Annotated in this window: 21 protein-coding genes; 11 read left to right on the top strand and 10 right to left on the bottom strand. The window is 72.4% G+C overall.

What is annotated here, in order from left to right:
* Positions 1–15: 15 nt before the first annotated feature.
* The gene (locus tag ABTW95_RS26320; RefSeq protein WP_396450357.1) at positions 16–378 is read right to left on the bottom strand and encodes a winged helix-turn-helix transcriptional regulator; all 363 of its coding nucleotides are present in this window, start codon (positions 376–378) and stop codon (positions 16–18) included.
* 136 nt (positions 379–514) lie between these two features.
* Between ABTW95_RS26320 and ABTW95_RS26325 the strand changes: the two genes are divergently transcribed.
* A complete protein-coding gene (locus tag ABTW95_RS26325; RefSeq protein ID WP_396450359.1) occupies positions 515–1,096 on the top strand; it encodes a YceI family protein in 582 nt (193 codons plus the stop codon).
* A 96-nt stretch (positions 1,097–1,192) separates the two neighbouring features.
* On the opposite strand, the gene ABTW95_RS26330 is transcribed toward ABTW95_RS26325, so the two are convergent.
* The 3 genes from ABTW95_RS26330 to ABTW95_RS26340 form a co-directional block, all read right to left on the bottom strand.
* Positions 1,193–1,879, bottom strand: coding sequence for an HAD family hydrolase (locus ABTW95_RS26330; RefSeq protein WP_396450361.1), 687 nt, complete (start codon positions 1,877–1,879; stop codon positions 1,193–1,195).
* 361 nt (positions 1,880–2,240) lie between these two features.
* Positions 2,241–4,070 (bottom strand): glycosyl hydrolase family 18 protein, encoded by a 1,830-nt coding sequence (locus ABTW95_RS26335; protein ID WP_500227688.1) that lies wholly within the window; start codon positions 4,068–4,070, stop codon positions 2,241–2,243.
* Positions 4,071–4,260: 190 nt separating this feature from the next.
* A complete protein-coding gene (locus ABTW95_RS26340; protein ID WP_396450365.1) occupies positions 4,261–4,731 on the bottom strand; it encodes a MarR family winged helix-turn-helix transcriptional regulator in 471 nt (156 codons plus the stop codon).
* 62 nt (positions 4,732–4,793) lie between these two features.
* On the opposite strand from ABTW95_RS26340, the gene ABTW95_RS26345 reads away from it, so the two are divergent.
* Positions 4,794–5,210: a cupin domain-containing protein gene (locus ABTW95_RS26345; protein ID WP_396450367.1), complete on the top strand. Its 417-nt coding sequence runs from the start codon at positions 4,794–4,796 to the stop codon at positions 5,208–5,210.
* A 45-nt stretch (positions 5,211–5,255) separates the two neighbouring features.
* On the opposite strand, the gene ABTW95_RS26350 is transcribed toward ABTW95_RS26345, so the two are convergent.
* Positions 5,256–5,900, bottom strand: coding sequence for a LuxR C-terminal-related transcriptional regulator (locus tag ABTW95_RS26350; protein WP_396450369.1), 645 nt, complete (start codon positions 5,898–5,900; stop codon positions 5,256–5,258).
* Positions 5,852–7,159: a sensor histidine kinase gene (locus ABTW95_RS26355; protein WP_500227689.1), complete on the bottom strand. Its 1,308-nt coding sequence runs from the start codon at positions 7,157–7,159 to the stop codon at positions 5,852–5,854. Before ABTW95_RS26355 ends, ABTW95_RS26350 begins: the two co-directional genes overlap by 49 nt.
* Before the next feature lie 276 nt (positions 7,160–7,435).
* Between ABTW95_RS26355 and ABTW95_RS26360 the strand changes: the two genes are divergently transcribed.
* Positions 7,436–9,943 carry a Tex family protein gene (locus tag ABTW95_RS26360; RefSeq protein ID WP_500227690.1) on the top strand — a complete coding sequence of 836 codons (2,508 nt, stop codon included), beginning with the start codon at positions 7,436–7,438 and terminating at the stop codon, positions 9,941–9,943.
* Positions 9,944–9,994: 51 nt separating this feature from the next.
* Here ABTW95_RS26360 and ABTW95_RS26365 read toward each other — a convergent pair whose 3' ends face one another.
* The gene (locus ABTW95_RS26365) at positions 9,995–11,143 is read right to left on the bottom strand and encodes a hypothetical protein (protein WP_396450377.1); all 1,149 of its coding nucleotides are present in this window, start codon (positions 11,141–11,143) and stop codon (positions 9,995–9,997) included.
* A gap of 228 nt (positions 11,144–11,371) precedes the next feature.
* On the opposite strand from ABTW95_RS26365, the gene tig reads away from it, so the two are divergent.
* The 4 genes from tig (at position 11,372) to clpX (ending at position 15,980) form a co-directional block, all read left to right on the top strand.
* Positions 11,372–12,835, top strand: a complete 1,464-nt coding sequence (tig, locus tag ABTW95_RS26370; protein WP_500227691.1) for a trigger factor — start codon at positions 11,372–11,374, stop codon at positions 12,833–12,835.
* Between the two features lie 268 nt (positions 12,836–13,103).
* On the top strand, positions 13,104–13,736 hold the full coding sequence (locus ABTW95_RS26375; protein ID WP_396450395.1) for a ClpP family protease: 633 nt from the start codon (positions 13,104–13,106) through the stop codon (positions 13,734–13,736).
* A 111-nt stretch (positions 13,737–13,847) separates the two neighbouring features.
* Positions 13,848–14,531 carry an ATP-dependent Clp protease proteolytic subunit gene (locus tag ABTW95_RS26380; protein ID WP_396450381.1) on the top strand — a complete coding sequence of 228 codons (684 nt, stop codon included), beginning with the start codon at positions 13,848–13,850 and terminating at the stop codon, positions 14,529–14,531.
* 174 nt (positions 14,532–14,705) lie between these two features.
* Complete coding sequence (gene clpX / locus ABTW95_RS26385; RefSeq protein ID WP_067794130.1) at positions 14,706–15,980, top strand: ATP-dependent Clp protease ATP-binding subunit ClpX; 1,275 nt, start codon at positions 14,706–14,708, stop codon at positions 15,978–15,980.
* A gap of 73 nt (positions 15,981–16,053) precedes the next feature.
* On the opposite strand, the gene ABTW95_RS26390 is transcribed toward clpX, so the two are convergent.
* Positions 16,054–16,707, bottom strand: a complete 654-nt coding sequence (locus ABTW95_RS26390; RefSeq protein WP_396450385.1) for a response regulator transcription factor — start codon at positions 16,705–16,707, stop codon at positions 16,054–16,056.
* The gene (locus tag ABTW95_RS26395) at positions 16,708–17,502 is read right to left on the bottom strand and encodes a sensor histidine kinase (protein WP_396450386.1); all 795 of its coding nucleotides are present in this window, start codon (positions 17,500–17,502) and stop codon (positions 16,708–16,710) included.
* A 196-nt stretch (positions 17,503–17,698) separates the two neighbouring features.
* Between ABTW95_RS26395 and ABTW95_RS26400 the strand changes: the two genes are divergently transcribed.
* A complete protein-coding gene (locus ABTW95_RS26400) occupies positions 17,699–20,320 on the top strand; it encodes a valine--tRNA ligase (protein ID WP_500227692.1) in 2,622 nt (873 codons plus the stop codon).
* Between the two features lie 122 nt (positions 20,321–20,442).
* Entirely contained in the window at positions 20,443–21,465 is a 1,023-nt protein-coding gene (locus ABTW95_RS26405) for a hypothetical protein (protein ID WP_500227693.1), read from the top strand.
* Here the strand turns inward: ABTW95_RS26405 and ABTW95_RS26410 are convergent.
* Positions 21,437–22,633, bottom strand: a complete 1,197-nt coding sequence (locus tag ABTW95_RS26410) for a folylpolyglutamate synthase/dihydrofolate synthase family protein (protein ID WP_396450392.1) — start codon at positions 22,631–22,633, stop codon at positions 21,437–21,439. The two genes, ABTW95_RS26405 and ABTW95_RS26410, sit on opposite strands and share 29 nt — an antisense overlap.
* A 107-nt stretch (positions 22,634–22,740) precedes the next feature.
* Here ABTW95_RS26410 and ABTW95_RS26415 point away from each other — a divergent pair, with 107 nt between their 5' ends.
* Complete coding sequence (locus ABTW95_RS26415) at positions 22,741–24,114, top strand: bifunctional folylpolyglutamate synthase/dihydrofolate synthase (protein ID WP_396450397.1); 1,374 nt, start codon at positions 22,741–22,743, stop codon at positions 24,112–24,114.
* On the top strand, positions 24,111–24,470 hold the full coding sequence (locus tag ABTW95_RS26420; RefSeq protein WP_500227694.1) for a DUF4233 domain-containing protein: 360 nt from the start codon (positions 24,111–24,113) through the stop codon (positions 24,468–24,470). The genes ABTW95_RS26415 and ABTW95_RS26420 overlap by 4 nt, the downstream gene beginning before the upstream one ends.
* Positions 24,471–24,573 lie beyond the last annotated feature (103 nt).

A 24,573-nucleotide genomic window follows, 5' to 3' on the forward strand; every position in this document is an offset into this window, starting at 1 on the left:
CGCTGCGACGCGGCCTCATCGAGCCTTGAGGGGTTCTTCCGCGCGGACTCGGGCGTCGTAGGCGGCGCGCGCGGCGTCGATCTCGCTCAGGTGGCTCTCCGCCCAGCCGACGAGGGTCTTGACCGCGTCCATCAGCGTCTCGCCCATGGGGGTGAGGGAGTACTCCACGCGGGGCGGTACCACGGGGTACACGGTCCGCGTGACGATGCCGTCGCGTTCCAGGCCGCGCAGCGTGACGGTGAGCATCCGCTGGCTGATGCCCTCGATCTCGCGCCTCAGTTCGGTGAACCGCTTGGTGCGCTCGCCGAGGAGCGCGATCACCTGTAGCGACCACTTGTCGCCGACCCGGTCGAGTACCTCCCGGGCCCGGCATCTCATCGCAGTGTGCTCCATGGTTATCTCCAGGTGACCGAGGCAGAAAAAAGTGCCTTCTTGTGCCGGCCCCGCGGGTGTCCGCAGGATGGGTGCGGTTACCGAACGGAACCGCCTTACCATTCATAACCAAGGAGACACCATGACGGCCGAGCTTGTCGAGATCCCGGGCTACGTCGCCGGCACCTGGACCATCGACCCCCTGCACTCCGACGTCGGCTTCACCGTCAGGCACCTGATGGTCAGCAAGGTCCGCGGCCGGTTCGGGACGTTCGAGGGGACGATCGTGACCGGCGAGGACCCCCTCGACTCGTCCGTGAACGCGACGATCGACCTGGCCTCGATCGACACCGGCATCGCCAAGCGCGACGAGCACGTCAGGTCCGCCGACTACCTGGACGTCGAGAAGTACCCGACGATGACGTACCGCTCCACCGGCGTGCGGCCCGACGGCGGCGACTACATCCTGGACGGGGAGCTGACGCTGCGCGGCCTGACCAGGCAGGTCCCGCTGAAGCTGGAGATCGGCGGGTTCGGCCCCGACCCCTTCCGGGAGGACGACCCGTTCAAGGGCGCCCGCGCCGGGTTCACCGCGACCGGCGAGATCAGCCGGCTGGAGTTCGGGGTCGGCGACACCGCCAAGGTCCCCGGCGGCAGCGGGCTCGGCCTGGGGGAGAAGATCCAGATCATCCTGGAGATCCAGGCGGCGCTCCGCACGGAGTGAGGCTCGCGGCCGGCCTGCACAAGCCCGCGCAGGCCCGCGCTGACCCGCGCTGACCCGCGCAGGCCCGCGCTGAGCGGCGCGGCGGGGCTGCGCGGGTCAGCGGCTCCCGAGCAGCCGGGGGAGCGCCTCCAGCGTCGTGATGCGCGGGACGGTCAGATCCTCCGGCGCCGCGGAGCCGGAGCGGTCGAGCCACACGCCTGCCAGGCCCGCCGCCGCGGCGCCCTGTGCGTCGGTGACGAGGCGGTCGCCCACGTAGGCGGCCTCGTCCGGGGGGACGCCGAGGCCCGCGCAGGCCGTCCGGAATATCCCGGCCGCCGGCTTCGCCGAACCCGCCTCGCTGGACGCCACGACATAGGGCAGGACGTCCGCGAGGCCGATCGCCTCGACCTTCGCGCGCTGCTGCGCGGCGTCCCCGTTGGTGATCACCCCGAGCCGCAGCCCGCGCCCCGCCAGGACGTCCAGCACCCGCCGCACCTCCGGGAACGGGCGCCACGCCGCCTTATAGAGCGCCACATACTCGGCGAGCCAGGCGTCGGCGCGGGCGTCGTCCCAGTCGCCGAGCCCCAGTTCCCGGGCGAGCGTGACGATCCTGACGCGGCGCTGGGCGACGAAGTCCAGCTCGCCCGCCAGGTACCGGTCGACCGCCGATTCGGTCAGCTCGTACCAGCGCCGGACGAGCCACGCCTCGTCCACGTCCGGGAACAGCCGGACGATCGCCTCGCCCGCCGCCCCCTCGTGGTCGAGGAGCGTCCCGTCGAGGTCGAACAGCACCGCGTCGATCACCGCGCGGCCCCGGTGGGGCCGGCCCCGCGGACCTCGGCGAGGACGCAGGCGGCGAACGCGGCGGAGGCGGCCTCGAAGATCCGCCGGCGGGTCGCCTCGGCGTCGCAGCTCACGCCCGAATTAAACCATCCGGTTGACGCGGCGCCCGCCTCGATCCCTCGCATGACCGGTCCCTCGCATGGCTGGTCCCCGCATGACCGGTCCCCAGATGAACCGGTCCCCACATGAACCGGTCCCCAGATGAATGGGCGGGCCCCTGACCCGGCGTCCGTTGAGTCAGGGGCCCGATCGTCTCGGCCGTCTGAGGGGCTGGGAGTACCCCTTCTGCGAACAGCTCAGCCGAGACCGCTCTGCGCTCGGCTCAGCCGAGCCCGCCGCGCATGGCGCTGATCAGCTCGCCGTTCGCGGTGTCGCCGGTGAGCTCCCAGAAGAAGGCGCCGCCGAGGCCCTGGTCCTTGGCGTAGGCCATCTTCCCGCGGATGGTGGACGGGGTGTCGTAGCTCCACCACTCGCTGCCGCACTTGGCGTAGGCCGTGCCGGCGACGGTGCCCGTGGCGGGGCACTTGGTCTTGAGGACCTTGTAGTCCTCGATGCCGGCCTCGTACGTGCCGGGCGCGGGCCCGGTCGCGGTGCCGCCCGGCTCGGACTGCGTGACGCCCGTCCAGCCGCGCCCGTAGAAGCCGATGCCGAGCAGCAGCTTGCTCGCCGGGACGCCCTTCGCCTTGAGCTTGGCGATGGCGTCGGCGCTGTTGAACCCGGCCTGCGGGATGCCCGGGTAGGACGTGAGCGGCGAGTGCGGCGCGGTCGGCCCCTGCTGGGCCCAGGCGCCGAAGAAGTCGTACGTCATCACGTTGTACCAGTCGACGTACCGGGATGCGCCCGCGTAGTCGGCGACGTCCATCTTGCCGCCGGAGCTGGCGTCGGCGGTGATGGCGGCCGTCACGAGGTTGCCCGACCCGAACTTGGCGCGCAGCGCCGACAGGACCTTCGAGAGCGCGTCCGGCCCGCTGGTGTCGCAGGACAGGCCGCAGGCGTTCGGGTACTCCCAGTCGATGTCGATGCCGTCGAACACGTCCGCCCAGCGCGGGTCCTCGACCAGGTTGTAGCAGGACTCGGCGAACGCGGCCGGGTTCTGCGCGGCCTGGCCGAAGCCGCCGGACCACGTCCAGCCGCCGAACGACCAGATCACCTTCAGGCCCGGATGCATCTTCTTCAGCTTGCGCAGCTGGTTGAAGCTGCCGCGCAGCGGCTGGTCCCAGGTGTCGGCGACGCCGTCGACGCTCTGGTCGGCGGTGTAGGCCTTGTCGTAGTCGGCGTAGGAGTCGCCGACCGCGCACCTGCCGCCGGTGACGTTGCCGAACGCGAAGTTGATGTGCGTCAGCTTGCCGGCGGAACCGCTCGTCTCGATGTTCTTGACGTGGTAGTTGCGCTGGTAGACGCCCCAGTCGACGAAGTAGCCGACGACTTTGTCGCCGCCGCCGGGGTTGCCGCTGCCCGCCTCGGTGGTGACCGACAGGGAGGCCGACGCGGGTGAGGTGTTCCCCGCGGCGTCGCGCGCCTTGACGGTGAAGGTGTAGGCGGTCTCGGGCGACAGCCCGCCGATGTCGGCGCTCGTCCCGGTGACCGACGCCGCCTTCGCGCCGCCGTTGTACACGTCGTAGCCGGTGACGCCGACGTTGTCGGTTGCCGCGTTCCAGGCCAGCGACACGCTCGTGGCGGTCTTGCCCGTGGAGCGGAGGCCGGTGGGGGCCGTGGGAGCCTGCGTGTCGCCGCCGGGGGTGCCGGAGCCGTCGCAGGACGCGCCGTTGACCGTGCAGCTCGTGAACCAACCGGGGCCGCTGCCGCCGAACCCGAAGCTGGTGCTGGCGCCGGCCGCGATCGTACCGTTCCAGCTCGCGTTGGTGAACGTGTAGTGGTTCCCGGAGACGGCCTTCGTCGCGTCCCACACGTTGCCGATGGACGTCCCGGACGGCATGTCCGCCTCGAGCCGCCAGCCGTTGATCGCCGAGCCGGTCCCGTTGGTGATGGTGCACGTGCCGTCGAAGCCGGTGCCCCAGTCGGATCCCTTCTTGCAGGTCGCGGTCACCGTCCCCGCCGAGGACGCCGGGGGCGCCGTCAGGAGGGCGGTGGCCACCGCCAGTGTCGCTGCGCCGGCGAGCGCGATGGCCCGCCGTCCGCCCGGTCTTGACATGATTCTCCGTTCGTCCGGCCCCCGAGCAAACAGGAATCCCCGCTCTATTCTTAGGAAAGTTTCCTAAGAATTGGGAGGATGGTAACCGGGTGGAACGTGCCGTTCAAGGGCTTGCGGAGAGCTCGCGCGCGGCTTTCCGGGTGGTCTAAGCGACTGCCTGGACTCATACGGTCACCGGGTCGGGGAAAGTTCACGCCGTCCCGAACCAGCCGGGCATGTCGAGCCGCCACAGGTCGGCCGGGGTCATGCGGCGCAGGTCCTCCTCCAGGGCCCGGACGCGGTCCGCGCCGAGCGCCCGGACCCAGTCGTCCCGGATCCGGTCGAAGATCTGCGCGGCACGGACGAGCGAGTCGGTCCCGCGCGCGGTCAGCCGGACGATCTTGCGCCGGGCGTCCCGCGGGTCGGCGGCGCGCTCCACGTACCCGGCCCGCTCCAGCGACTCCACCATCTTCCCCGCGGCCTGCTTGGACACCCCGAGCCGCCGCCCCAGCTCCACGGCCGTCGTGCCGTCCGGGCCGATGGCCTGGAAGACGAAGCCGTGCATCGGGCGCAGGTCGGGATGGCCCTGGCGGGCCAGCTCCGCGTGCAGCTCATCGATGATCACGCGGAACGCGAGGAACAGGCGCAGCGGCAGCTCGAAGCCGGGGACGTCGCTTGACATGAAAGACAACCTCATTGACTATATGGACAACCATGTTGTCTAAACCTAGGGGATCGGAGCCCATGACGCTCATCCGCAACGCCGAGACCCGCCGCACGGACACCCCGAACGGCACGATGACCACGCTCGCCACGCCCACCCAGGGCGGCACCGGGGGCATCGCCGTCTGGCGCGTCGACATGCTGCCCCGCAGGACCGGCCCGCTGCACGCGTTCGACACCGAGCAGGTGTGGACGTTCCTGGACGGCGCCGCGACCATCGACCTGGACGGGCGCAAGCTGGAGGCGGCGCCGGGCGACACCGTCGTCCTCCCGGCCGACGCGCCCCGCCAGATGACCACCGGCGACACCGGTTTCACCGCCGTCGTCGCCGCCCACGCCGGCTGCCTCGCCTACGACCCCGACCAGGTGGTGGACGACGGCAAGTGCGAGCTCGCGCCGCAGGGCGACGAGCGGCTCGTCCCGCCCTGGGCGAGATGACCCGGCGGTGACCCGGGCGGTGCCGGGCGGCGGCCGGGCGGCGGGTCAGGCGCCCAGATAGGCGAGGACGGCCAGCACCCGCCGGTTGTCGTCCTCGGACGGCGGCAGCCCGAGCTTGCCGAAGATGCTGTTGGTGTGCTTGCTGATCGCCTTCTCGGTGACGAACAGCTTCGCCGCGATGGCCGCGTTCGACCGGCCCTCCGCCATCAGCCCGAGCACCTCCCGCTCGCGGGGAGTCAGCTGCTGCAGCGGCTCCTCGCGGGCGTGCCGGGTGAGCAGCTGCGCCACCACGTCCGGGTCGAGCGCGGTGCCGCCGCCGGCGACCCGGCGCACCGCCTCCACGAAGACCTTGACGTCGGACACGCGGTCCTTCAGCAGGTAGCCGATCCCGCCGCGGCTGTCGGACAGCAGCTCGCGCGCGTACAGCTGCTCGACGTGCTGCGACAGCACCAGCACCGGCAGGCCGGGGACCTCCTTGCGGGCCTCCAGCACCGCCTTGAGCCCCTCGTCGGTGAACGTCGGCGGGAGCCGGACGTCCACGACCGCGACGTCCGGGCGGTGGGCGGTGAGGGCCCGCAGCAGCGACGGCCCGTTGTCCACCGCCTCGACGACCTCGAAGCCGAACGCGCCGAGCAGGCGGATCAGCCCGTCCCGGAGGAGGGCGAGGTCTTCGGCGATGACAACGCGCACGGCAGCTCCATGGTCACGACGGTCGGTCCGCCGGGCGGGCTCGTCACGGCCATCGTCCCGTCGAAGGCCGCGAGCCTGCGCTCGATGCCGCGCAGCCCGCTTCCCGCGCCGGGGTCGGCGCCGCCCGTCCCGTCGTCACCGACGATCATAAGCAGCCGGCCGCGGGAGTGCTCGATCTGGATCCAGGACCGCCGCGCGCCGGAGTGCTTGACGACGTTGGCGAGCGTCTCCGCGACCGCGAAGTACGCGGCGGACTCGACCGGCGCCTCCGCGCGCCCCGGCAGGTCGATGTGGACGTCCACCGGCAGCGGCAGGGTCAGCGCCAGGGCGCGCACGGCCCCGTCCAGCCCGCGCTCGGCCAGCACCGGCGGGTGGATGCCGCGCACCAGGTCGCGCAGCTCCGTCAGCGCCGTCCCGCTGGCCTCGCGCGCCTCGGCGAGGAGCCGCTGCGCGGTCTCCGGGTCGTGCTTCATCATCTCCTCGGCGAGCCCGATGTTCATGCTGAGCGCCACCAGCCGGGCCTGCGCGCCGTCGTGCAGGTCGCGCTCGATGCGGCGCAGCTCCGCCGCGGAGGCGTCCACCGTCTCCGAACGGGTCTCGGTGAGCCGCTGCACCCGCTCCTCCAGCGCGTGCTTGGCCGGCGCGAGGAGCGACTGGGCGAACAGGGCGTGCGCCTTCAGGAACATCCCGCCCAGCGGGACCGACAGCGCCGTCAGCGCGACGCCGAGGACGGCCGTTCCCGCGACCCCCGCCGTCCCGTAGTCGCCGATCATCCAGAAGGGCCCCCAGCCGTAGTCGGCCAGCAGCGCGACCCACCACGCCACGAACGCGCCCTCCAGCCCGTACACGGTCAGGCCCGCCGCCAGCAACCCGAGGACGAGCGCGACCGGGACGTTCAGCAGCGACCACAGCAGGTCGCGCCATGTCGCCGGATCGCTCAGCACCCACTTCAGCCGCCCGACCGGGCCGGCCGCGTCGGCCGGTTCCGGCCGGTAGGGCTCCGGGATCCGCACGCCGTGCCAGTCCATCGCGAGGTTCCGCTGCAGGTTCGTCACCGTCCGGATCGCGACCAGCACCGCCGGCGCCAGCACCACCCCGAGGCCCAGCGGGATCAGGACGACCGACAGCACGCCGAGGATGAACAGCGGCAGGTTCACCGCATAGGCGAGGACGATGTGCACCAGCCCGCGGACGACGTTGAGTAACGTCGCCCGGGCGAGCGCGCCGGCCCGTCCGATGAAACGCGTGCTGCCGTCCACCCGTCCTCCCCTGGGTTCCGTCGTGCGCCCGCCACCGCGGCGGCGCCAGGTGCGACCATTGTGTCGCCGGACGGCGGCTCGGCCAGTAGGGCTAAGTCCCGAATCCGCGCGCATCGCGGGGGAGTTAGCCCTACCGTTCCCAGGCGGTGTCCAGGAGCGGGTCCCGGCCCCACCGCCCGTCCCCGACCGGCCCTCATTCGTGCGGTGACAAGACAACCGGACCAGTTCCCTGGACAATGCACAGGCGATACCCAGGGGAGAAAGCGAATCCAAGCTGTGACAGCGACCATCAGCCAGACGTCCGCCGGCCGGAACGGGCCGTCCACGCCGTCCATCACCCAGCGCATCGCCGACGAGATCGGCGTCCGCGAGGGGCAGGTGCGGGTCGCGGTGGACCTGCTCGACGGCGGGGCGACCGTCCCGTTCATCGCCCGCTACCGCAAGGAGGCGACCGGAACGCTCGACGACGCGCAGCTCCGCGCCGTGGAGGAGCGGCTGCGCTACCTGCGCGAGCTGGACGAGCGGCGCGCCGCGATCCTGGAGTCGGTCGAGTCGCAGGGCAAGCTCACCGACGAGCTCCGCGCGCAGATCATGACGGCCGACTCCAAGGCCCGGCTGGAGGACATCTACCTCCCTTACAAGCCGAAGCGGCGCACCAAGGCGCAGATCGCCCGCGAGGCCGGCCTCGAACCGCTCGCCGAGCTGCTGCTGGCCGACCCCGCCCGCGACCCGCACGCCGAGGCCGCCGCCTACGTGGACGCGGAGAAGGGCGCCGCGGACGAGGCGGCCGCGCTGGAGGGCGCCCGCGCCATCCTCGTCGAGCGGTTCGCCGAGGACGCCGACCTCATCGGCGCGCTGCGCGAGCGCATGTGGAACCAGGGCCGGATGGTCTCGCGGGTCCGCGACGGCAAGCAGGAGAGCGGCGCCAAGTTCTCCGACTACTTCGACTTCGCCGAGCCGTTCGCGAAACTGCCCTCGCACCGCGTCCTCGCGCTGTTCCGGGGCGAGAAGGAAGAGGTCCTCGACCTCGACCTGGAGCCGGAGGAGGCCGCCGACGACCCGTCCGCGCGCAGCTCCTACGAGGTGGAGATCGCGCGCCGGTTCCAGATCTCCGACCAGGGCCGCCCCGCCGACAAGTGGCTGTCGGACACCGTCCGCTGGGCCTGGCGCACCCGGATCCTCGTGCACCTCGGCATCGACCTGCGGACCCGGCTGCGGCAGGAGGCCGAGGACGAGGCGGTCCGCGTGTTCGCCGCGAACCTGCGCGACCTGCTGCTCGCCGCGCCCGCCGGGTCCCGCGCGACGATGGGCCTCGACCCGGGCCTGCGCACCGGCGTGAAGGTCGCCGTCGTGGACTCCACCGGCAAGGCCGTCGCCACCGACACGATCTACCCGCACGAGCCGCGGCGGCAGTGGGACCAGTCGATCGCGACGCTCGCCGCGCTGGCCCGCGAGCACAAGGTCGAGCTCGTCTCCATCGGCAACGGCACCGCGTCACGGGAGACCGACAAGCTCGCCGCCGACCTGATCGCCCGGCACCCCGACCTCAAGCTCACCAAGATCATGGTGTCGGAGGCGGGCGCGTCGGTGTACTCGGCGTCGGAGTACGCGGGCCGCGAGCTGCCCGGCATGGACGTGTCGCTGCGCGGCGCCGTGTCGATCGCCCGGCGGCTGCAGGACCCGCTCGCCGAGCTGGTCAAGATCGACCCCAAGTCGATCGGCGTCGGCCAGTACCAGCACGACGTCTCCGAGGTGAAGCTGTCGCGCTCCCTGGACGCCGTCGTCGAGGACTGCGTGAACGCCGTCGGCGTGGACGTCAACACCGCGTCCGCGCCGCTGCTCACCCGCGTGTCCGGCATCGGCGAGGGCCTCGCGGAGAACATCGTCGCGCACCGCGACGCCAACGGCCCGTTCCGCAGCCGCGCCGGGCTGAAGGACGTGCCGCGCCTCGGCCCGAAGGCGTTCGAGCAGTGCGCCGGCTTCCTGCGCATCCGCGGCGGCGACGACCCGCTGGACGCCTCCAGCGTGCACCCGGAGTCCTACCCGGTCGTCCGCCGGATCCTGGACGCGGCCGGCACGGACATCAAGGGCCTCATCGGCAACACCGCCGTGCTGCGCTCGCTGAAGCCCGCCGACTTCGTCGACGGCGCCTTCGGGCTGCCGACCGTCACCGACATCCTCGCCGAGCTGGAGAAGCCCGGCCGCGACCCGCGCCCGGCGTTCCGGACCGCCGCGTTCAAGGAGGGCGTCGACAAGATCGCCGACCTCGAACCCGGCATGCTGCTGGAGGGCGTCGTCACGAACGTCGCGGCGTTCGGCGCGTTCGTGGACGTCGGCGTCCACCAGGACGGGCTCGTCCACATCTCCGCCATGTCCGACAAGTTCGTGGAGGATCCGCGCGATGTCGCCAAGCCCGGCGACATCGTCCGGGTGAAGGTGCTGGACGTCGATCTGCAGCGCAAGCGCATCTCGCTCACGCTCCGCCTGGACGACGAGCCCGGCGCGGGCAGGCAGGGCGGCGGCAGGCAGGGCGGCGGCGGGCAGGGGGCCGGCCGGCAGGGCGGCGGCAGGCGCGGCGAGCAGCGCGACCGCGGCGGGCAGGACCGGGGCGGCCAGAATCGCGGCGGGCAGAACCGCGGCGGGCAGGACCGGGGCCAGGGCCGGCGCGGCGGGCGCGGCGGCGGCCGGGATCGCGGCGGGCAGGGGGGCGGCGCCATGGCCGACGCCCTGCGCCGCGCCGGCCTCGACAAGGGCCTCCCGGGCGGCGACCGCAAGGGCCGCTGAAACGCGGCGGTCCCCGGCCTCACCGCGAGGCCGGGGACCGCCGGTCGGGGCTCACTCGCTGAAGCCGCGCCAGCGCCCGTCGGACCCCGTCTCGGCCGAGCTCTGCGGGCGGACGGGGCGCCGCGGCGGCGTCTGCTCCGGCCCGCCGCCGTACCCCTCGGGAGGGTCGTAGGGGCCCTGGCCCAGCGGGTCCCGCGCGTACTGGGAGGGCTGCGGAGGCAGCGCCGCGCCGTGGCCCTGCCCGAACTGCGGCCCGCCCAGCGCGGGGCCGCCGATCGCCGGGCCGCCGAACGGGTCGCGCGCCGCGCGGTCGTCCTCGCCGGAGCCCCGCCGGTCGTCCCGGACGGGCCGGTGCCGGGGGAACTGCAGGACGGCGACCGCGCCCAGCGCCAGCGCGCCGAGCCGCATCGCCGAGTGCCCCGCGTCCTGCGGCCACGGCTCCCCGTACAGGAACGTGCCCATGGTCAGCAGGTAGGACTTGGCGGCCACCGTCATGACCGTCGACACGATCGACACCCGGCAGCGCTGGAACGCCGCCACCATGATCCCGAACCCGATCGCCGCCGCCAGCACGGTCAGCCACGGCCAGGCCGTCGCGGCGATCCGCAGGCTGGTGGCGTCCGGGGCGTCGCTCCATCCCTTGATCGCCAGCTCGGCGGTGCCGACGGGGAAGCCGGCGCTCAGCCCGTAGGCGATCCCGGTGATCGGTCGGGCGTGCCGGCCGTCCGGCCGGTAGTCGCCGAGGACGAGGATCAGCACCGGGACCAGCACGGCCGGGGCGACCACCACCGCGATCTTCCACAGCGGCGCGTCCGCCCCGCTGATCGGCTCGTCCCCGCTGAGGGACGCGGTGAGCAGCAGGATCGCCGCGCCGATCAGCAGCAGGCTCAGCCACTCGCGCGCGGTGAGGCGCTCGCCGAAGAACACCAGCGCGATCAGCAGCAGCGGCACCATGCCGGACATGAAGATGGGCACGGCCTGGGACAGCGGCAGGTTCCGCAGCGCCAGGATCTGCAGGCTGAGCCCGCCGAGCACGATCCCTAGCGCGATCAGGAAGATCCAGTTGCTCACGATCGACCAGATCATGTGCAGGATGCGGTTGCCGCGCACAGGGGGCATCCGGTCCGCCGCCAGCTTGAAGACGGCGAACCCGAGGTAGTAGAGACCGGTCGCACTGAAGGCCGCAGCTATCCCGTTCATCCCGGACGAGTATGGGGGTTCCGGGCGTGCATGTCACTGCCTGTGCGGTATCGCTGACGCTGATTCCGCCGTCCTTGTGGGCGTCCGATGTCCGCAGCCGGGGCCGCGACCCCATAGACTTGGCGCGCGAAGGCGCGGAGCCGTGATTCGGTGTGCCCGCGCCCCTCGAGTTGAGCACGCGTCGAACGCCGCGGCCGAGACAGCGCCCGATCAAGGAGACCTACCCCAGTGAAGACCGATGTCGAGGAGCTGACCCCCACGCGGGTCAAGCTCACCGTCGAGGTTCCGTTCGACGAGCTCAAGCCGAACCTCGACAAGGCGTACAAGGAGATCTCGCAGCAGGTGCGGATCAAGGGCTTCCGGCCCGGCAAGGTCCCCGCCCCGCTGATCGACAAGTACGTCGGCCGGGGTGCGGTGCTGCAGGAGGCCGTCAACGACGCGCTTCCCGAGCTGTACGGCCGCGCCGTCGAGGAGTCCGAGATCTTCGTGCTCGGGCAGCCCGACGTCGAGGTGACCGAGCTGGAGGACGGCACCCAGTTCGCGTTCACCGCCGAGGTCGACATCCGGCCGAAGTTCGAGGTGCCCGACTACGACGGCCTGGAGGTCGTCGTCGAGGACGCCGAGGTCACCGACGAGCAGGTCGAGGAGACCATCGGCAACCTGCGCGAGCGGTTCGCGTCCCTCACCAACGCCGAGCGGGCCGCCGAGGAGGGCGACTTCGCCACCATCGACCTCGTCGCCCGGATCGACGGCGAGGAGGTCGAGGACGCCTCCGCCACCGGCTACTCCTACGAGGTCGGCAGCAACTCCTCCGTCGAGGGCCTGGACGAGGCGATCATCGGCCTCTCCGCGGGCGAGGAGAAGACGTTCACCGGCACCCTGACCGGCGGCGAGCACGCCGGCGAGGAGGCCGAGATCACCGTCACCGTGCAGAGCGTCAAGGTGAAGAACCTGCCCGACCTGGACGACGAGTTCGCCCAGCTCGCCAGCGAGTTCGACACCATGGAGGAGCTGCGCGAGGACGTCCGCGCCCGGCTCGGCCGGCAGGTGAAGCTGCAGCAGCTGTCCGAGGCGCGCGACAAGGCCCTGGAGGCGCTGCTGGAGAAGGTCGACATCCCGCTTCCCGAGAAGGTCGTGGAAGAGGAGATCGGCCGCCGCAACCAGCAGCTGGAGCAGCAGCTCCAGATGGCCGGCATGTCCAAGGAGGACTACCTCAAGGAAGAGGAGAAGACCGCCGAGGAGTTCGACACCGAGGTCGCCGACGCGGCCCGGCTCGCGGTCAAGGGCGGGTTCGTCCTCGACCAGCTCGCCGTCCAGGAGGAGCTGGGCGTCGAGAACGAGGAGCTCAGCGAGTACGTCGTCAGCCAGGCCATGCAGATGGGCGTGCAGCCGCAGCAGCTCGCCGAGTACCTGACGCAGAACAACCAGCTTCCGGCCATCGTCTCCGAGGTGCTGCGCAGCAAGGCGCTGAACCTGGTCGTCGAGCACGTCGCCGTCAAGGACGAGTCGGGCAACGAGATCGACGTCGAGGCCGTCCGGCGCGAGCTGAACGGCGAGACGGGCGAGACCGTCCAGGCCGAGGAGGCCGCCGAGGGCGAGGAGGCCCCCGCGGAGGCGGCTGAGGCCGCCGCTGAGGAGTCCCCGGCCGCCGAGGCGAAGGACGAGCAGGCCGCCAAGGACAAGGACGCCTGAGCGTCCTCCCGCGCGTCCGCGGCACGCCCCGCATCCGTACCCCGGATGCGGGGCGTTCGCTTGAGGGGGGCGAGCCGGGGGATGAGGAGGACGGCCCCCGCGCGGCCGTCCCGTTGGCGAAGATCGTCCGGAACGCGGGGCGGGGTCCGGCGCCGCGCGGGTACGCCCCTGGCGAAAAGGCGGCCCCCCGGGCTTAAGCGGGCCCGGTGGCGCGTTAATGTCCAATCATCCGAACCGATTAAAAGGACCGGAGGAACACCCGGTGAGCATGCCTCCGACTTTCGACGAGTCGTCGCGGATCCAGGCGCGGGTCGCCGAGGCGCCCCTGTTGCCTCTGGGCGACCAGCTGTTCCAGCGGCTGCTGCGCGAGCGCATCGTCTTCCTCGGCCAGCAGGTCGACGACGACATCGCCAACCGCATCTGCGCCGAGCTCCTGCTGCTGTCGGCCGAGGACGGCCGCCGCGACATCACGCTCTACATCAACTCGCCAGGTGGCTCCGTCACTGCCGGCATGGCGATCTACGACATCATGCAGTACGTCCCGAACGACATCGTCACGGTGGGCATGGGGCTCGCCGCGTCGATGGGCCAGTTCCTGCTGTGCGCGGGCACCCGGGGCAAGCGCTACGCCCTGCCGCACGCGCGCATCATGATGCACCAGCCCTCCGGCGGGATCGGCGGCACGGCCTCCGACATCAAGATCCAGGCCGAGCAGATGCTGTACGTGAAGCGGACGCTCGCCGAGAAGATCTCCGAGCACACCGGCCAGCCGCTCGACCAGATCGAGCGCGACTCCGACCGCGACCGCTGGTTCACCGCCGACGAGGCCAAGGACTACGGGTTCGTCGACCACGTGGTGCTCAGCGCCAACCAGGTGCCCTCCGAGGGCCCCGTCTCCTGACGGTGCGCGGATGACCGCAGCGAGCGCCGGCGGGCGAGGATCGTCCGCCCGCCCCGGCGGGGGTCCGGGGGCCGCCCCCCGCAGGACACTGACCACTTATCGGAGGCACACATGAGCGACCTGATCCGCCCCGGTTTCACCGATATCGTCCGGCCGGGCGCCGGTCCGATGCCGGTCGACAACCGCTACATCATTCCGTCGTTCGTCGAGCGCACCACGTACGGGGTCAAGGAGATGAACCCGTACAACAAGCTGTTCGAGGAGCGCATCATCTTCCTCGGCGTGCAGATCGACGACGCGTCCGCCAACGACGTGATGGCCCAGCTGATCACGCTGGAGTCCATCGACCCGGACCGCGACATCAGCATCTACATCAACTCGCCGGGCGGCTCGTTCACCGCCATGACGGCGATCTACGACACGATGCAGTTCGTCAAGCCCGACATCCAGACCGTGTGCATCGGCCAGGCCGCGTCGGCCGCCGCCGTGCTGCTCGCGGCCGGCACGCCGGGCAAGCGGGCCGCGCTGCCCAACTCGCGGATCCTGATCCACCAGCCCGCGACCGAGGGCACCTACGGCCAGTCCAGCGACATCGAGATCCAGGCGCGCGAGATCATGCGGATCCGCGAGCTGCTGGAGAGCATCCTGGCCGAGCACAGCGGCAAGAGCATCGAGCAGGTGCGCCGCGACATCGAGCGCGACAAGATCCTCACCGCGGACGAGGCGAAGGACTACGGTCTCATCGACGACGTCTTCGCCAGCAGGAAGCGGAAAGCAGAGGTAGTGTCGTCCTGAGACGGCACAAGGACGCGGGAGGTCCCCGAGCCCGGGCGCCACACTTCCGGGCGAGGGGCTTTCCAAGCCCGTTGGAGGCGGTAACGTCGAGTCCAACGTCGAAAGCCTTCGGGACGCAACCGAGCTGCGCCGCATCCTCCAAGGCGGGCGGCCCCACGAAAAGGAGACAGTTGGGTGGCACGCATCGGCGACGGTGGTGATCTGCTCAAGTGCTCGTTCTGCGGGAAGAGCCAGAAGCAGGTCAAGAAGCTCATCGCGGGTCCGGGCGTGTACATCTGCGACGAGTGCATCGATCTCTGCAACGAGATCATCGAGGAGGAGCTCTCCGAGACCTCCGACCTCAAGTGGGACAACCTGCCCAAGCCGCGGGAGATCTACGAGTTCCTCGACTCCTACGTCATCGGGCAGGACACGGCGAAGAAGGCGCTGTCCGTCGCCGTGTACAACCACTACAAGCGGATCCAGTCGGGCGACACCGGCAGGGACGACCCGGTCGAGATCGGCAAGTCGAACATCCTGCTGCTCGGCCCCACCGGATCCGGCAAGACGCTGCTCGCGCAGACGCTCGCCAAACTCCTCAACGTCCCGTTCGCCATCGCGGACGCCACGGCGCTGACGGAGGCCGGATACGTCGGTGAGGACGTCGAGAACATCCTCCTCAAGCTGATCCAGGCGGCCGACTACGACGTCAAGAAGGCCGAGACCGGCATCATCTACATCGACGAGGTCGACAAGGTCGCCCGCAAGAGCGAGAACCCCTCGATCACCCGGGACGTCTCCGGCGAGGGCGTGCAGCAGGCGCTGCTGAAGATCCTGGAGGGCACCACCGCGAGCGTCCCGCCGCAGGGCGGCCGCAAGCACCCGCACCAGGAGTTCATCCAGATCGACACCACGAACGTGCTGTTCATCTGCGGCGGCGCGTTCGCCGGGCTGGAGAAGATCGTCGAGTCCCGGGTCGGCAAGCAGGGCATGGGCTTCGGCGCGCAGATCCGCTCCAAGTCCGACTTCGAGGAGTCGTCGGCCGTGCTCGGCGACGTCATGCCGGAAGACCTGCTGAAGTTCGGGATGATCCCCGAGTTCATCGGCCGGCTCCCGGTGATCACGTCGGTGCACAACCTCGACCGCGACGCCCTCATCAACATCCTCACCGAGCCGAAGAACGCGCTGGTCCGCCAGTACCACCGCCTGTTCGAGCTCGACGGCGTCGACCTGGAGTTCACCGACGACGCACTGGAGGCGATCGCCGACCAGGCCATCCTGCGCGGCACCGGCGCCCGCGGCCTGCGCGCCATCATGGAGGAGGTCCTCCTCTCCGTGATGTACGAGGTCCCGAGCCGGCAGGACGTCGCCCGCGTCGTCATCACCCGCGAGGCCGTCCTGGAGCACGTCAACCCGACCCTCGTCCCGCGCGACCGGCCCAAGCGCGAACCGCGCGAGAAGAGCGCGTAGGGCGCGCCGCGTTCCGAACGCCTCCGGCCGCCGGCCGGAGGCGTCCGCGTTTTCCGTGCAGGGGCGGGGGCGGTCAGGCCCGGGATTCGCCGAGGCCGGCCTCGCGGGCCACGACGATGGCCTGCGCCCGGTCGGCGACGTGCAGCTTCATGAAGATGTTCGAGACGTGGTTGCGGACGGTCTTCTGGCTGAGGAAGAGCGTCGCGGCGATCTCGGCGTTGCTGCGGCCCTGCGCGATCAGTTCGAGGACCTCCCGCTCCCGCTCGGTCAGCTCGGGGAACGCGGCCTGCCTCGGGTCGGGCATGTCGGTGAAGTAGGTGAGCACCCGGCGCGCGATCTCCGGGCCGTAGATGGCCTCGCCGGCCGCGACCGCGCGGACGGCGCGGGCGATCTCCTCGGCGCCGGACTCCTTCAGCAGGTAGCCGCGGGCGCCGGCGCGCATCGCCGCGAAGACCGAGTCGTCGTCGCGGAACATGGTCAGCACGAGCACGCCGATGCGCGGGCTCGTGCGGGTGATGGTGCGGGTGGCCTCGATGCCGTTGCCGCCCGGCATGTGCAGGTCCATGACGACGACGTCCGGCTGCAGCTCCGCGGCCAGCTTCACCGCCTCCGGCCCGTTCTCGGCCTCGCCGACGACCTCGACGCCCAGCGCGTGCAGGAGACCCTTCAGGCCCTGCCGGAACACCGGGTGGTCGTCGGTGATGAGGACCCGGATGGTCTCCGTCATCTACGCCCGCCTTCTCCCGACCGAAGGCCGATGATATCCGGCGGTCTCCGGGACGCCGAGCGGAAGCCGGACGGCGACGAGGGTGCCGCCGCCGTTCCGGGACGTGATGGTGCAGCTGCCGCCGACCTCGGCCGCCCATTCCTTCATCGCGGCGAGCCCGCGGCGCGTCCCGGGCCGGCCGCCGTTGCGCGCGGCGTCCGGCAGGCCGGGGCCGCTGTCGGCCACCACCAGGTGCAGTTCGGTGTCCCGCTTCAGCCGGACGGACGCGCAGCTGCCCGGGGCGTGCAGCCGGACGTTCGTCAGCGCCTCCTGCGCGATCCGGTACGCCGCGACCTCCACCGCCGCGGGCAGCCCCGACGGCTCGCCGTCGAACCGGACGTCGACGCGCTCGCAGCAGCCCTCCGCGAGGGACTCGATGGCGGCGACGAGGCCGAGGTCGTCCAGGGCGGGCGGGCGCAGCCCGTGCGCCAGGTCCCGGATCTCGCCGACGGCGGTGGCCAGCCGGTCCCGCACGTCGGCGAGCAGCGGGTCGGTCCGCTCCGGCTCGCAGGCGAGCGTGATCCGGGCCGCGTCCAGCGACATGGCGAGGCTGGCGAGCGTCGGCCCGAGCCCGTCGTGCAGGTCGTGCCGCAGGCGCCGCCGCTCCTCCTCCCGGCTGGCGAGGATCCGCTCCCTGGAGCGCTGCAGGTCGGCGGTGAGCCTGCGGAGGTGAGGGATGGTCGCGGCACGCGCCGCCACGGCCCCCGCGGTGAACGCGCCGGCCAGCACGGCGGCGCGTGCCAGTACCGCTCGCATCCCGTCCCTCTCTCTCCGCCCCGGTTCGTTCGCGGACCTTCGAGGATCACCTTTTCGGACGGGGCGACCCGGTGTCAGGTGACCAGTGTCCCGATCGCGGCGGGAAAACGCTCTCAGGTGCTCGCCGGGGAGATTCGCGCAGGCGTGAGCGTCCCCGGGGCCGGTCACCCCCGCCGCCCCCGTAGAATCGTCAGCCGTGACACAGCCCAGCAGTGAGCGCGGCCGAGGGGCCGCCGCGGACGTCGACCTGCCCACCCAGTACCGCCCGGCCGATGTCGAGGGCCGGCTCTACGAGCGCTGGGTATCGGCGGGGCTGTTCACCGCCGACCCCGTGCGCGCGCCGGAGCGCCCCGCGTACTCGATCGTGATCCCGCCGCCGAACGTCACCGGTTCGCTGCACATGGGGCACGCCCTCGACCACTCCATCCAGGACACCCTCATCCGGCGCCGCCGCATGCAGGGGTACGAGACCGTGTGGGTGCCGGGCATGGACCACGCCGGCATCGCCACCCAGAACGTCGTGGAGCGCGAGCTGGCCAAGGAGGGCCATTCCCGGCACGACCTCGGCCGCGAGGCGTTCGTCGAGCGGGTCTGGAAGTGGAAGGCCGAGTCCGGCGGCCGGATCCTCGGCCAGATGCGCCGCCTCGGCGACAGCGTCGACTGGACGCGCGAGGCGTTCACGATGGACGACGACCGCGCCCGCGCCGTCCGCACGATCTTCAAGCGGCTGTTCGACGACGGCCTCATCTACCGCGCCGAGCGCATCATCAACTGGTGCCCGCGCTGCCTGACGGCCCTGTCCGACATCGAGGTCGAGCACGACGAGGTCGACGGCGAGCTGGTCTCGATCCGGTACGGCTCCGGCGAGGACGAGCTGGTCGTGGCGACCACCCGCGCCGAGACGATGCTCGGCGACACCGCCGTGGCCGTCCACCCCGACGACGACCGGTACCGGCACATGGTCGGGCGGGAGATCGAGCTTCCGCTGACCGGCCGCCGCATCCCGGTCGTCGCCGACGAGCACGTCGACCCCGAGTTCGGCACCGGCGCGGTCAAGGTGACCCCGGCGCACGACCCCAACGACTTCGAGATCGGCCGCCGGCACGACCTGCCGTCCATCTCCGTGATGGACGAGCGCGGCGTCGTCACCGCGGTCGGCCCGTTCGAGGGCCTCGACCGGTTCGAGGCGCGCCCGGCGGTCGTGGCGGCGCTGCGCGAGCAGGGCCGCATCGTCGCGGAGGTCCGCCCCTACAAGCACGCCGTGGGGCACTGCCAGCGCTGCGCCACGGTCGTCGAGCCGCGCGTGTCGCTGCAGTGGTTCGTGAAGGTGGAGTCGCTGGCGCGGGCCGCCGGCGACGCCGTCCGCGACGGCCGCGTCACGATCCACCCGCCGGAGATGGCGGCCCGCTACTTCGAGTGGGTCGACAACATGCACGACTGGTGCATCAGCCGGCAGCTGTGGTGGGGGCACCGCATCCCGGTCTGGTACGGCCCGGACGGCGAGACCGTCTGCCCCGGCCCGGACGAGGAGCCCCCCGCCGGCTGGACGCAGGACACCGACGTCCTCGACACCTGGTTCTCGTCGGCGCTGTGGCCGTTCTCCACGCTCGGCTGGCCCGACAAGACGCCCGACCTGGAGCGGTTCTACCCGACGTCCGTGCTGGTCACCGGGTACGACATCCTGTTCTTCTGGGTCGCCCGGATGATGATGTTCGGCCTGTACGCGATGGACGGCGTCCAGCCGTTCGACACCATCGCCCTGCACGGCATGGTCCGCGACCAGTACGGCAAGAAGATGTCCAAGTCGTTCGGGAACGTCATCGACCCGCTCGACTGGGTCGACGCCTACGGCGCCGACGCGACCCGCTTCACGCTGCTGCGCGGCGCGAACCCCGGCGGCGACGTCCCGGTGGCCGAGCAGTGGGCGCAGGGGTCGCGGAACTTCTGCAACAAGCTGTGGAACGCGACGCGGTTCGCGCTCATCAACGGCGCGCACGTCCGCGGCGACATGCCCGCCGAGGTGACCACCGTCGACTCCTGGATCCTGTCCCGGCTCCAGTCGGTCATCGCCGAGGTCGACGAGCACCTTGAGGGCTACGACTTCGCGAAGGCGTGCGAGGCGCTCTACCACTTCGCGTGGGACGAGGTCTGCGACTGGTACGTGGAGCTGGCGAAGGTCCAGCTGGCCGACGAGCGCGCCGAGGCGACGCGGCGGGTCCTCGGGGAGGTCCTCGACAAGCTGCTGCGGCTGCTGCACCCGGTGATCCCGTTCGTCACCGAGGAGCTGTGGACGTCCCTGACCGGCGGCGACACGATCGTCACCGCGCCGTGGCCGGCCGCCGAGCCCGCCCGCGCCGACCGGGACGCCGAGGCCGTCGTGGAGTCGCTGCAGCGGCTCGTCACGGAGGTCCGCCGGTTCCGCGCCGACCAGGGCCTCAAGCCCGGCCAGAGGGTCGCGGCGGCGCTGGAGTGGGGCGGCTCGCCGCTCGCCGCGCACGAGGAGGGCATCCGCGCGCTGCTGCGCCTCACCGCGCCCGGCGACGGGTTCTCCGCGACCGCGTCGCTGCCCGTCGAGGGCGTCACCGTCCGGCTCGACACCGCCGGCGCGATCGACGTCGCCGCCGAGCGCAAGCGGCTGGAGAAGGACCTGGCCGCCGCCCGCAAGGAGGCCGACCAGGCGCGCCGCAAGCTCGGCAACGAGGCGTTCATGGCGAAGGCGCCCGAGGCGGTCGTCGCGAAGAACCGCGACCGGCTCGCCCAGGCGGAGGCCGACATCACCCGGCTGGAGTCGCAGCTGGCCGCGCTTCCGGCGGGCTGACCGGTCCCGGCCCGGTGACGGGTCGGACTCGGCACCGTGAACCGTCGGCGCGGCGGGCCCGCCGCCGTTACGATCCCGGTGGGCCCGCGGGCTTTGGCGGTACATGAACCTTCGGGAGTGCAATGGCCGAATCACCTCCTCGGTCCGGTGCGCCGGACTCCGCGCCGGGCGACGACCTGGACGCGGCACAGGTCGTCGAGGACGGGGACGCGCCGGAGGCCGCTCGCGCGCCCTGGGGCAGGGCGCGCCCGTGGTGGTCGCTCGACACGGGCGAGGGGACCGGCCCGCTCCCGCCGGTGAACGGCACGGGCGGGCACCCGATGGTCGGCGGTTCGGGAGCCCACCCGGTGGTCGGCTCCGGCGCCCACCCGGTGGTGGGGTCTGGCGCCCATCCCGTGGTCGGCTCGGGTGCGCATCCGGTGGTCGGCTCCGGCGCCCATCCCGTGGTCGGCACGGGCGGGCACCCGGTGGTCGGCACCGGCGGGCACCCGATCGTCCAGGGCGGCACAGGCCCGGTGCCGGTCGTCCCCGGTCCCGCGAAGAGGAGGAGGCGCGTCCCCAGGCTGCTGCTGGTCGCCGGCGCCGCCTCGGTCGCGGCGGTCGCGCTGTTGGCCGGGGCGCTGGCGTTCCGGACCGACGGCGGCGGCGCCGAGGACGCCCGCACCACGGCCGTCCCCGCGTCCAAGCGGGTGATCAGCGCGGGCCCGGCGGCCGGCGGGCTGCACAAGGACGGCCTGACGGCGCCGCAGGCGAGCGCCGCGTACCCGTTCATCGCGGCCGCCGTCGAGGCGGGCGGCGTCCCGGTCGCGAAGCACGGCACGGCCGTCTACACCGAGGAGCCCGTGCGCGACGTCAACGTCCTGTTCATGGGCGGGACGGGCCCGGTCGGCGACCCGGCCGACTTCCTGCAGCGGATCCAGCCCACCACGTTCATCGCCGGCCAGGACGCCGACGCGGGCGGCAGGGGCGGGAAGGCGGTGTGCGGCACGTTCGCGGTGCTGGCCGAGACGCACACGTACTGCGCGTGGGCCACCGAGGACTCCTACGGCGTCGTCGCGTCCAACCGCCCGACGCGGAACCCGCAGTTCACGCTGATGGCCGACGTGATGCGCCGCATCAGGAAGGACGTCGAGCGGCCGAAGTGACGAACAGCCGCTCGGTGTCGGCGTCGACCACGCCGAGGACGTGCCCGGTGAAGTAGCCGGTGCCGAGGACGATCACGCGGTGCCCGAGCGTGGCCAGCGACTCCGGCGTGATGGCGGCCGCGTCGACCACGTCCCAGCCGGGCGGCGCCGGGCGGGTGAACCGCAGGTGCGGCAGCGCCAGCCGGACCGACGTCACGGGCAGCGAGCCGAGCGCGGCGACCGCCCCGTCCACGTCCTTGTGGTCGGGCAGGCAGACGACGGCGTGGTCGATCGTCCCCCACGCCTCCCGCGCGGCGGCCAGCGCGGCGGTGACGCCGGTGCGGTCGACGGCCGAGTCGATGAGCACCCTCGTCGCGGATCCGGGCACGTCGTGGCAGGACGACCGCGCCGGCAGGACGACCGACGCCAGCACCTCCCGGAGCGTCCCGGCCGGGGGCTCGGGCACGCCCGGCATGCGGCGGGCGGCGGCGACGCCCAGTTCGGCGGCGGCCCGGCCGAGGCCGGCGGGCAGGAGGCCGGCGGGCACGACGCCGGGCCCGACGACCTCGGCGCCGCGCAGCACCTCGGCGACCGGCGGCGGCTGCGGCGCCGACAGCACGACCGTTCCCGGCCCCGCCACCCCGAGCTTCTCCCGGGCGATCTCCGCCTCGGTGGCGCCGAGGACGCCGGCGTGCTCCAGGAACACCGGGGTGATCGCGGCGACGTCCGGCGGGAACAGGGCGACCTCGTCCGACCGCCCGCCCATGCCGGCCTCCAGGACGAGCACGTCCGCGCCGGCCCGCCGGGCGTGCAGGACGCCCGCGAGCAGGAAGAGGCCCGACGGCGACAGGTAGCCCGCCGAGGGCGGCGGGAGGGCGCGGGCGGCCTCGTCGAGGGCGTCCGCGAGGGAGGCCAGCTCGTCGTCGGAGACGGCGCGCCCGTCGATCCTGATGCGGTCGCGGTCGGTGCGCAGGCCGGGGCTCGTGACGGTGCACACGCGGCGCCCGGCCGCGGCGAGGAAGGCCGACGCGTAGGTCGCCGCGGTGCCCTTCCCCTTGGACCCCACCACGGTCAGGACGGGCACTCCCGGGTCCAGGACCCCCAGGGCGTCCGCCAGCGCGCGGGCCCGCCCGACGTCGCGGGTCTCGCCCGGAGCGCGCCGCTCCCATTCCCGGAAGAATACGTCCATATCTCCAGTGTGGGGGCGGACGGAGCGTCGCGCGCCGCCGAGTAGGCTCTGAAACCGTGAGTCAGCGAACCGAACCGGCGGGCTACCGGGCGACCGTCGCCGCGATCATGGCGCGCGGCGTCGAGTGGGAGATCGACCCCACCCTCGACCGGATCCGCGACCTGGTCGACGTCCTGGGCGAGCCGCACCGCGCGTACCCGGTGATCCACATCGCCGGGACGAACGGCAAGTCCAGCACGGCCCGGCTCATCGAGGCGCTGCTGCGCGAGCGCGGGCTGCGCACCGGCCTCTACACCAGCCCCGAGCTGACCACGCTGCGCGAGCGCATCGCGATCGACGGGGAGCCGATCAGCGAGGAGCGCTTCGTCGAGACGTTCGAGGACGTCCTGCCCTACGTCGAGCTGGTCGACGGCAAGCACCCGGCGCGGCTGTCGTTCTTCGAGGTGCTGACGGCGATGGCGTTCGCGGCGTTCGCGGACGCCCCGGTCGACGTCGCGGTCGTCGAGACGGGCATGGGCGGCACCTGGGACGCGACCAACGTCGCGGACGGCGCGGTCGCGGTGATCACCCCGATCGGCCTGGACCACACCCGCTACCTCGGCGACACGCTGGAGGAGATCGCCGGCGAGAAGGCGGGCATCATCAAGACCGGCGCGGTCGCGGTCCTCGCGCAGCAGCCGGTCGAGGCGGCCGAGGTGCTGCTGCGGCGGGTCGTGGAGGTCGGCGCCGCGGCGGCCCGGGAGGGCATCGAGTACGGCGTGCTCGGCCGCGACGTCGCGGTCGGCGGCCAGCAGCTCCGCCTGCAGGGCCTGCATGGCGTCTACGACGAGATCTTCCTGCCGCTGTTCGGCGAGCACCAGGCGGGCAACGCCGCGACGGCCCTCGCCGCCGTCGAGGCGTTCGCCTCCGGCGCGCCGACCAGGGGGGAGCACAACCTGGAGGCGGCGACCCGCATCGCGGCCGGCGACTCCTACCTCGGCGGCGACGAGGGGCAGCTCGACCCGGCGCTGGTGCGCAGCGGTTTCGCCGGGTCCGCGTCGCCGGGCCGGCTGGAAATCGCCCGGACGGGCCCGACCGTCCTGCTGGACTCCGCGCACAATCCCGCCGGGATGGCCGCGACCGTCGCCACGATCACCGAGTCGTTCGGCTTCACCCGGCTCGCCGGGGTGCTCGCGATCGCCGCCGACAAGGACGTCGCGGGCGTCCTGGACCAGCTCGAACCCGTCCTGGCGGAGCTGGTGGTGACCCGGAACTCCTCGCCGCGCTCGATGCCGCCCGACGAGCTGGCCGAGATCGCCGAGGGCGTGTTCGGCGCCGAGCGCGTCCATGTCGAGCCGCGGCTGGACGACGCCATCGACCGGGCGATCGGCCTCGCCGAGGAGACCGGCGAGTACCGCGGCGCCGGCGTGCTGATCACCGGGTCGGTGGTCACGGCGGGCGACGCCCGCACCCTGCTGCGCGTCGAGGAGGGCCGCCGATGAGCACAGGGGCCGCCGAGGGCGGGGCCGCCGGCAACCCGGCGCGGCGGCTGTTCGCCATGGTGCTGGCGTGCGAGGCCATCGTGATCGCGCTGGCGATCCCGGTCGCCGTCGCGGTGCTGGACGTGGACGGCGCGACCGCGGGCGCGGTGTGCGGGAGCCTGGCGGTCGCCTGCGTGGTGCTGGCCGGGCTGCTGCGCCGGCCCTGGGCGGTCCCGGCGGGCACCGCGCTGCAGGTGCTCATCATCGCGACCGGCTTCATGGTGCCGGCCATGTTCTTCCTCGGCGCCGTTTTCGGGGCGCTTTGGTGGACGGCGATTTGGCTCGGACGCAAGGCGGCGAGCGCGCGGCCGCGCTAAGTTCGGTCGGAACGGCAGCACAATCATCCCGCCGATTACCGCGTATTCCGAATATCACCACAACTTGGACATCTTTCCTTTTCAGGAAAAACGCGTCCGGCGG

The organism is Spirillospora sp. NPDC127506 (assembly GCF_040302145.1).
Classification (GTDB): Bacteria; Actinomycetota; Actinomycetes; order Streptosporangiales; family Streptosporangiaceae; genus Spirillospora.

Coding starts and splice junctions, on each gene's coding strand:
- ABTW95_RS26410 (WP_396450392.1), bottom strand. CDS start 22,633: ATGGACGTATTCTTCCGGGAATGGGAGCGGCGCGCTCCGGGCGAGACC.
- ABTW95_RS26405 (WP_500227693.1), top strand. CDS start 20,443: ATGGCCGAATCACCTCCTCGGTCCGGTGCGCCGGACTCCGCGCCGGGC.
- ABTW95_RS26320 (WP_396450357.1), bottom strand. CDS start 378: ATGAGATGCCGGGCCCGGGAGGTACTCGACCGGGTCGGCGACAAGTGG.
- ABTW95_RS26395 (WP_396450386.1), bottom strand. CDS start 17,502: ATGCGAGCGGTACTGGCACGCGCCGCCGTGCTGGCCGGCGCGTTCACC.
- ABTW95_RS26415 (WP_396450397.1), top strand. CDS start 22,741: ATGGCGCGCGGCGTCGAGTGGGAGATCGACCCCACCCTCGACCGGATC.
- ABTW95_RS26380 (WP_396450381.1), top strand. CDS start 13,848: ATGAGCGACCTGATCCGCCCCGGTTTCACCGATATCGTCCGGCCGGGC.
- ABTW95_RS26420 (WP_500227694.1), top strand. CDS start 24,111: ATGAGCACAGGGGCCGCCGAGGGCGGGGCCGCCGGCAACCCGGCGCGG.
- ABTW95_RS26335 (WP_500227688.1), bottom strand. CDS start 4,070: ATGTCAAGACCGGGCGGACGGCGGGCCATCGCGCTCGCCGGCGCAGCG.
- ABTW95_RS26375 (WP_396450395.1), top strand. CDS start 13,104: ATGCCTCCGACTTTCGACGAGTCGTCGCGGATCCAGGCGCGGGTCGCC.
- ABTW95_RS26365 (WP_396450377.1), bottom strand. CDS start 11,143: ATGAACGGGATAGCTGCGGCCTTCAGTGCGACCGGTCTCTACTACCTC.
- ABTW95_RS26345 (WP_396450367.1), top strand. CDS start 4,794: ATGACGCTCATCCGCAACGCCGAGACCCGCCGCACGGACACCCCGAAC.
- ABTW95_RS26325 (WP_396450359.1), top strand. CDS start 515: ATGACGGCCGAGCTTGTCGAGATCCCGGGCTACGTCGCCGGCACCTGG.
- ABTW95_RS26390 (WP_396450385.1), bottom strand. CDS start 16,707: ATGACGGAGACCATCCGGGTCCTCATCACCGACGACCACCCGGTGTTC.
- ABTW95_RS26340 (WP_396450365.1), bottom strand. CDS start 4,731: ATGTCAAGCGACGTCCCCGGCTTCGAGCTGCCGCTGCGCCTGTTCCTC.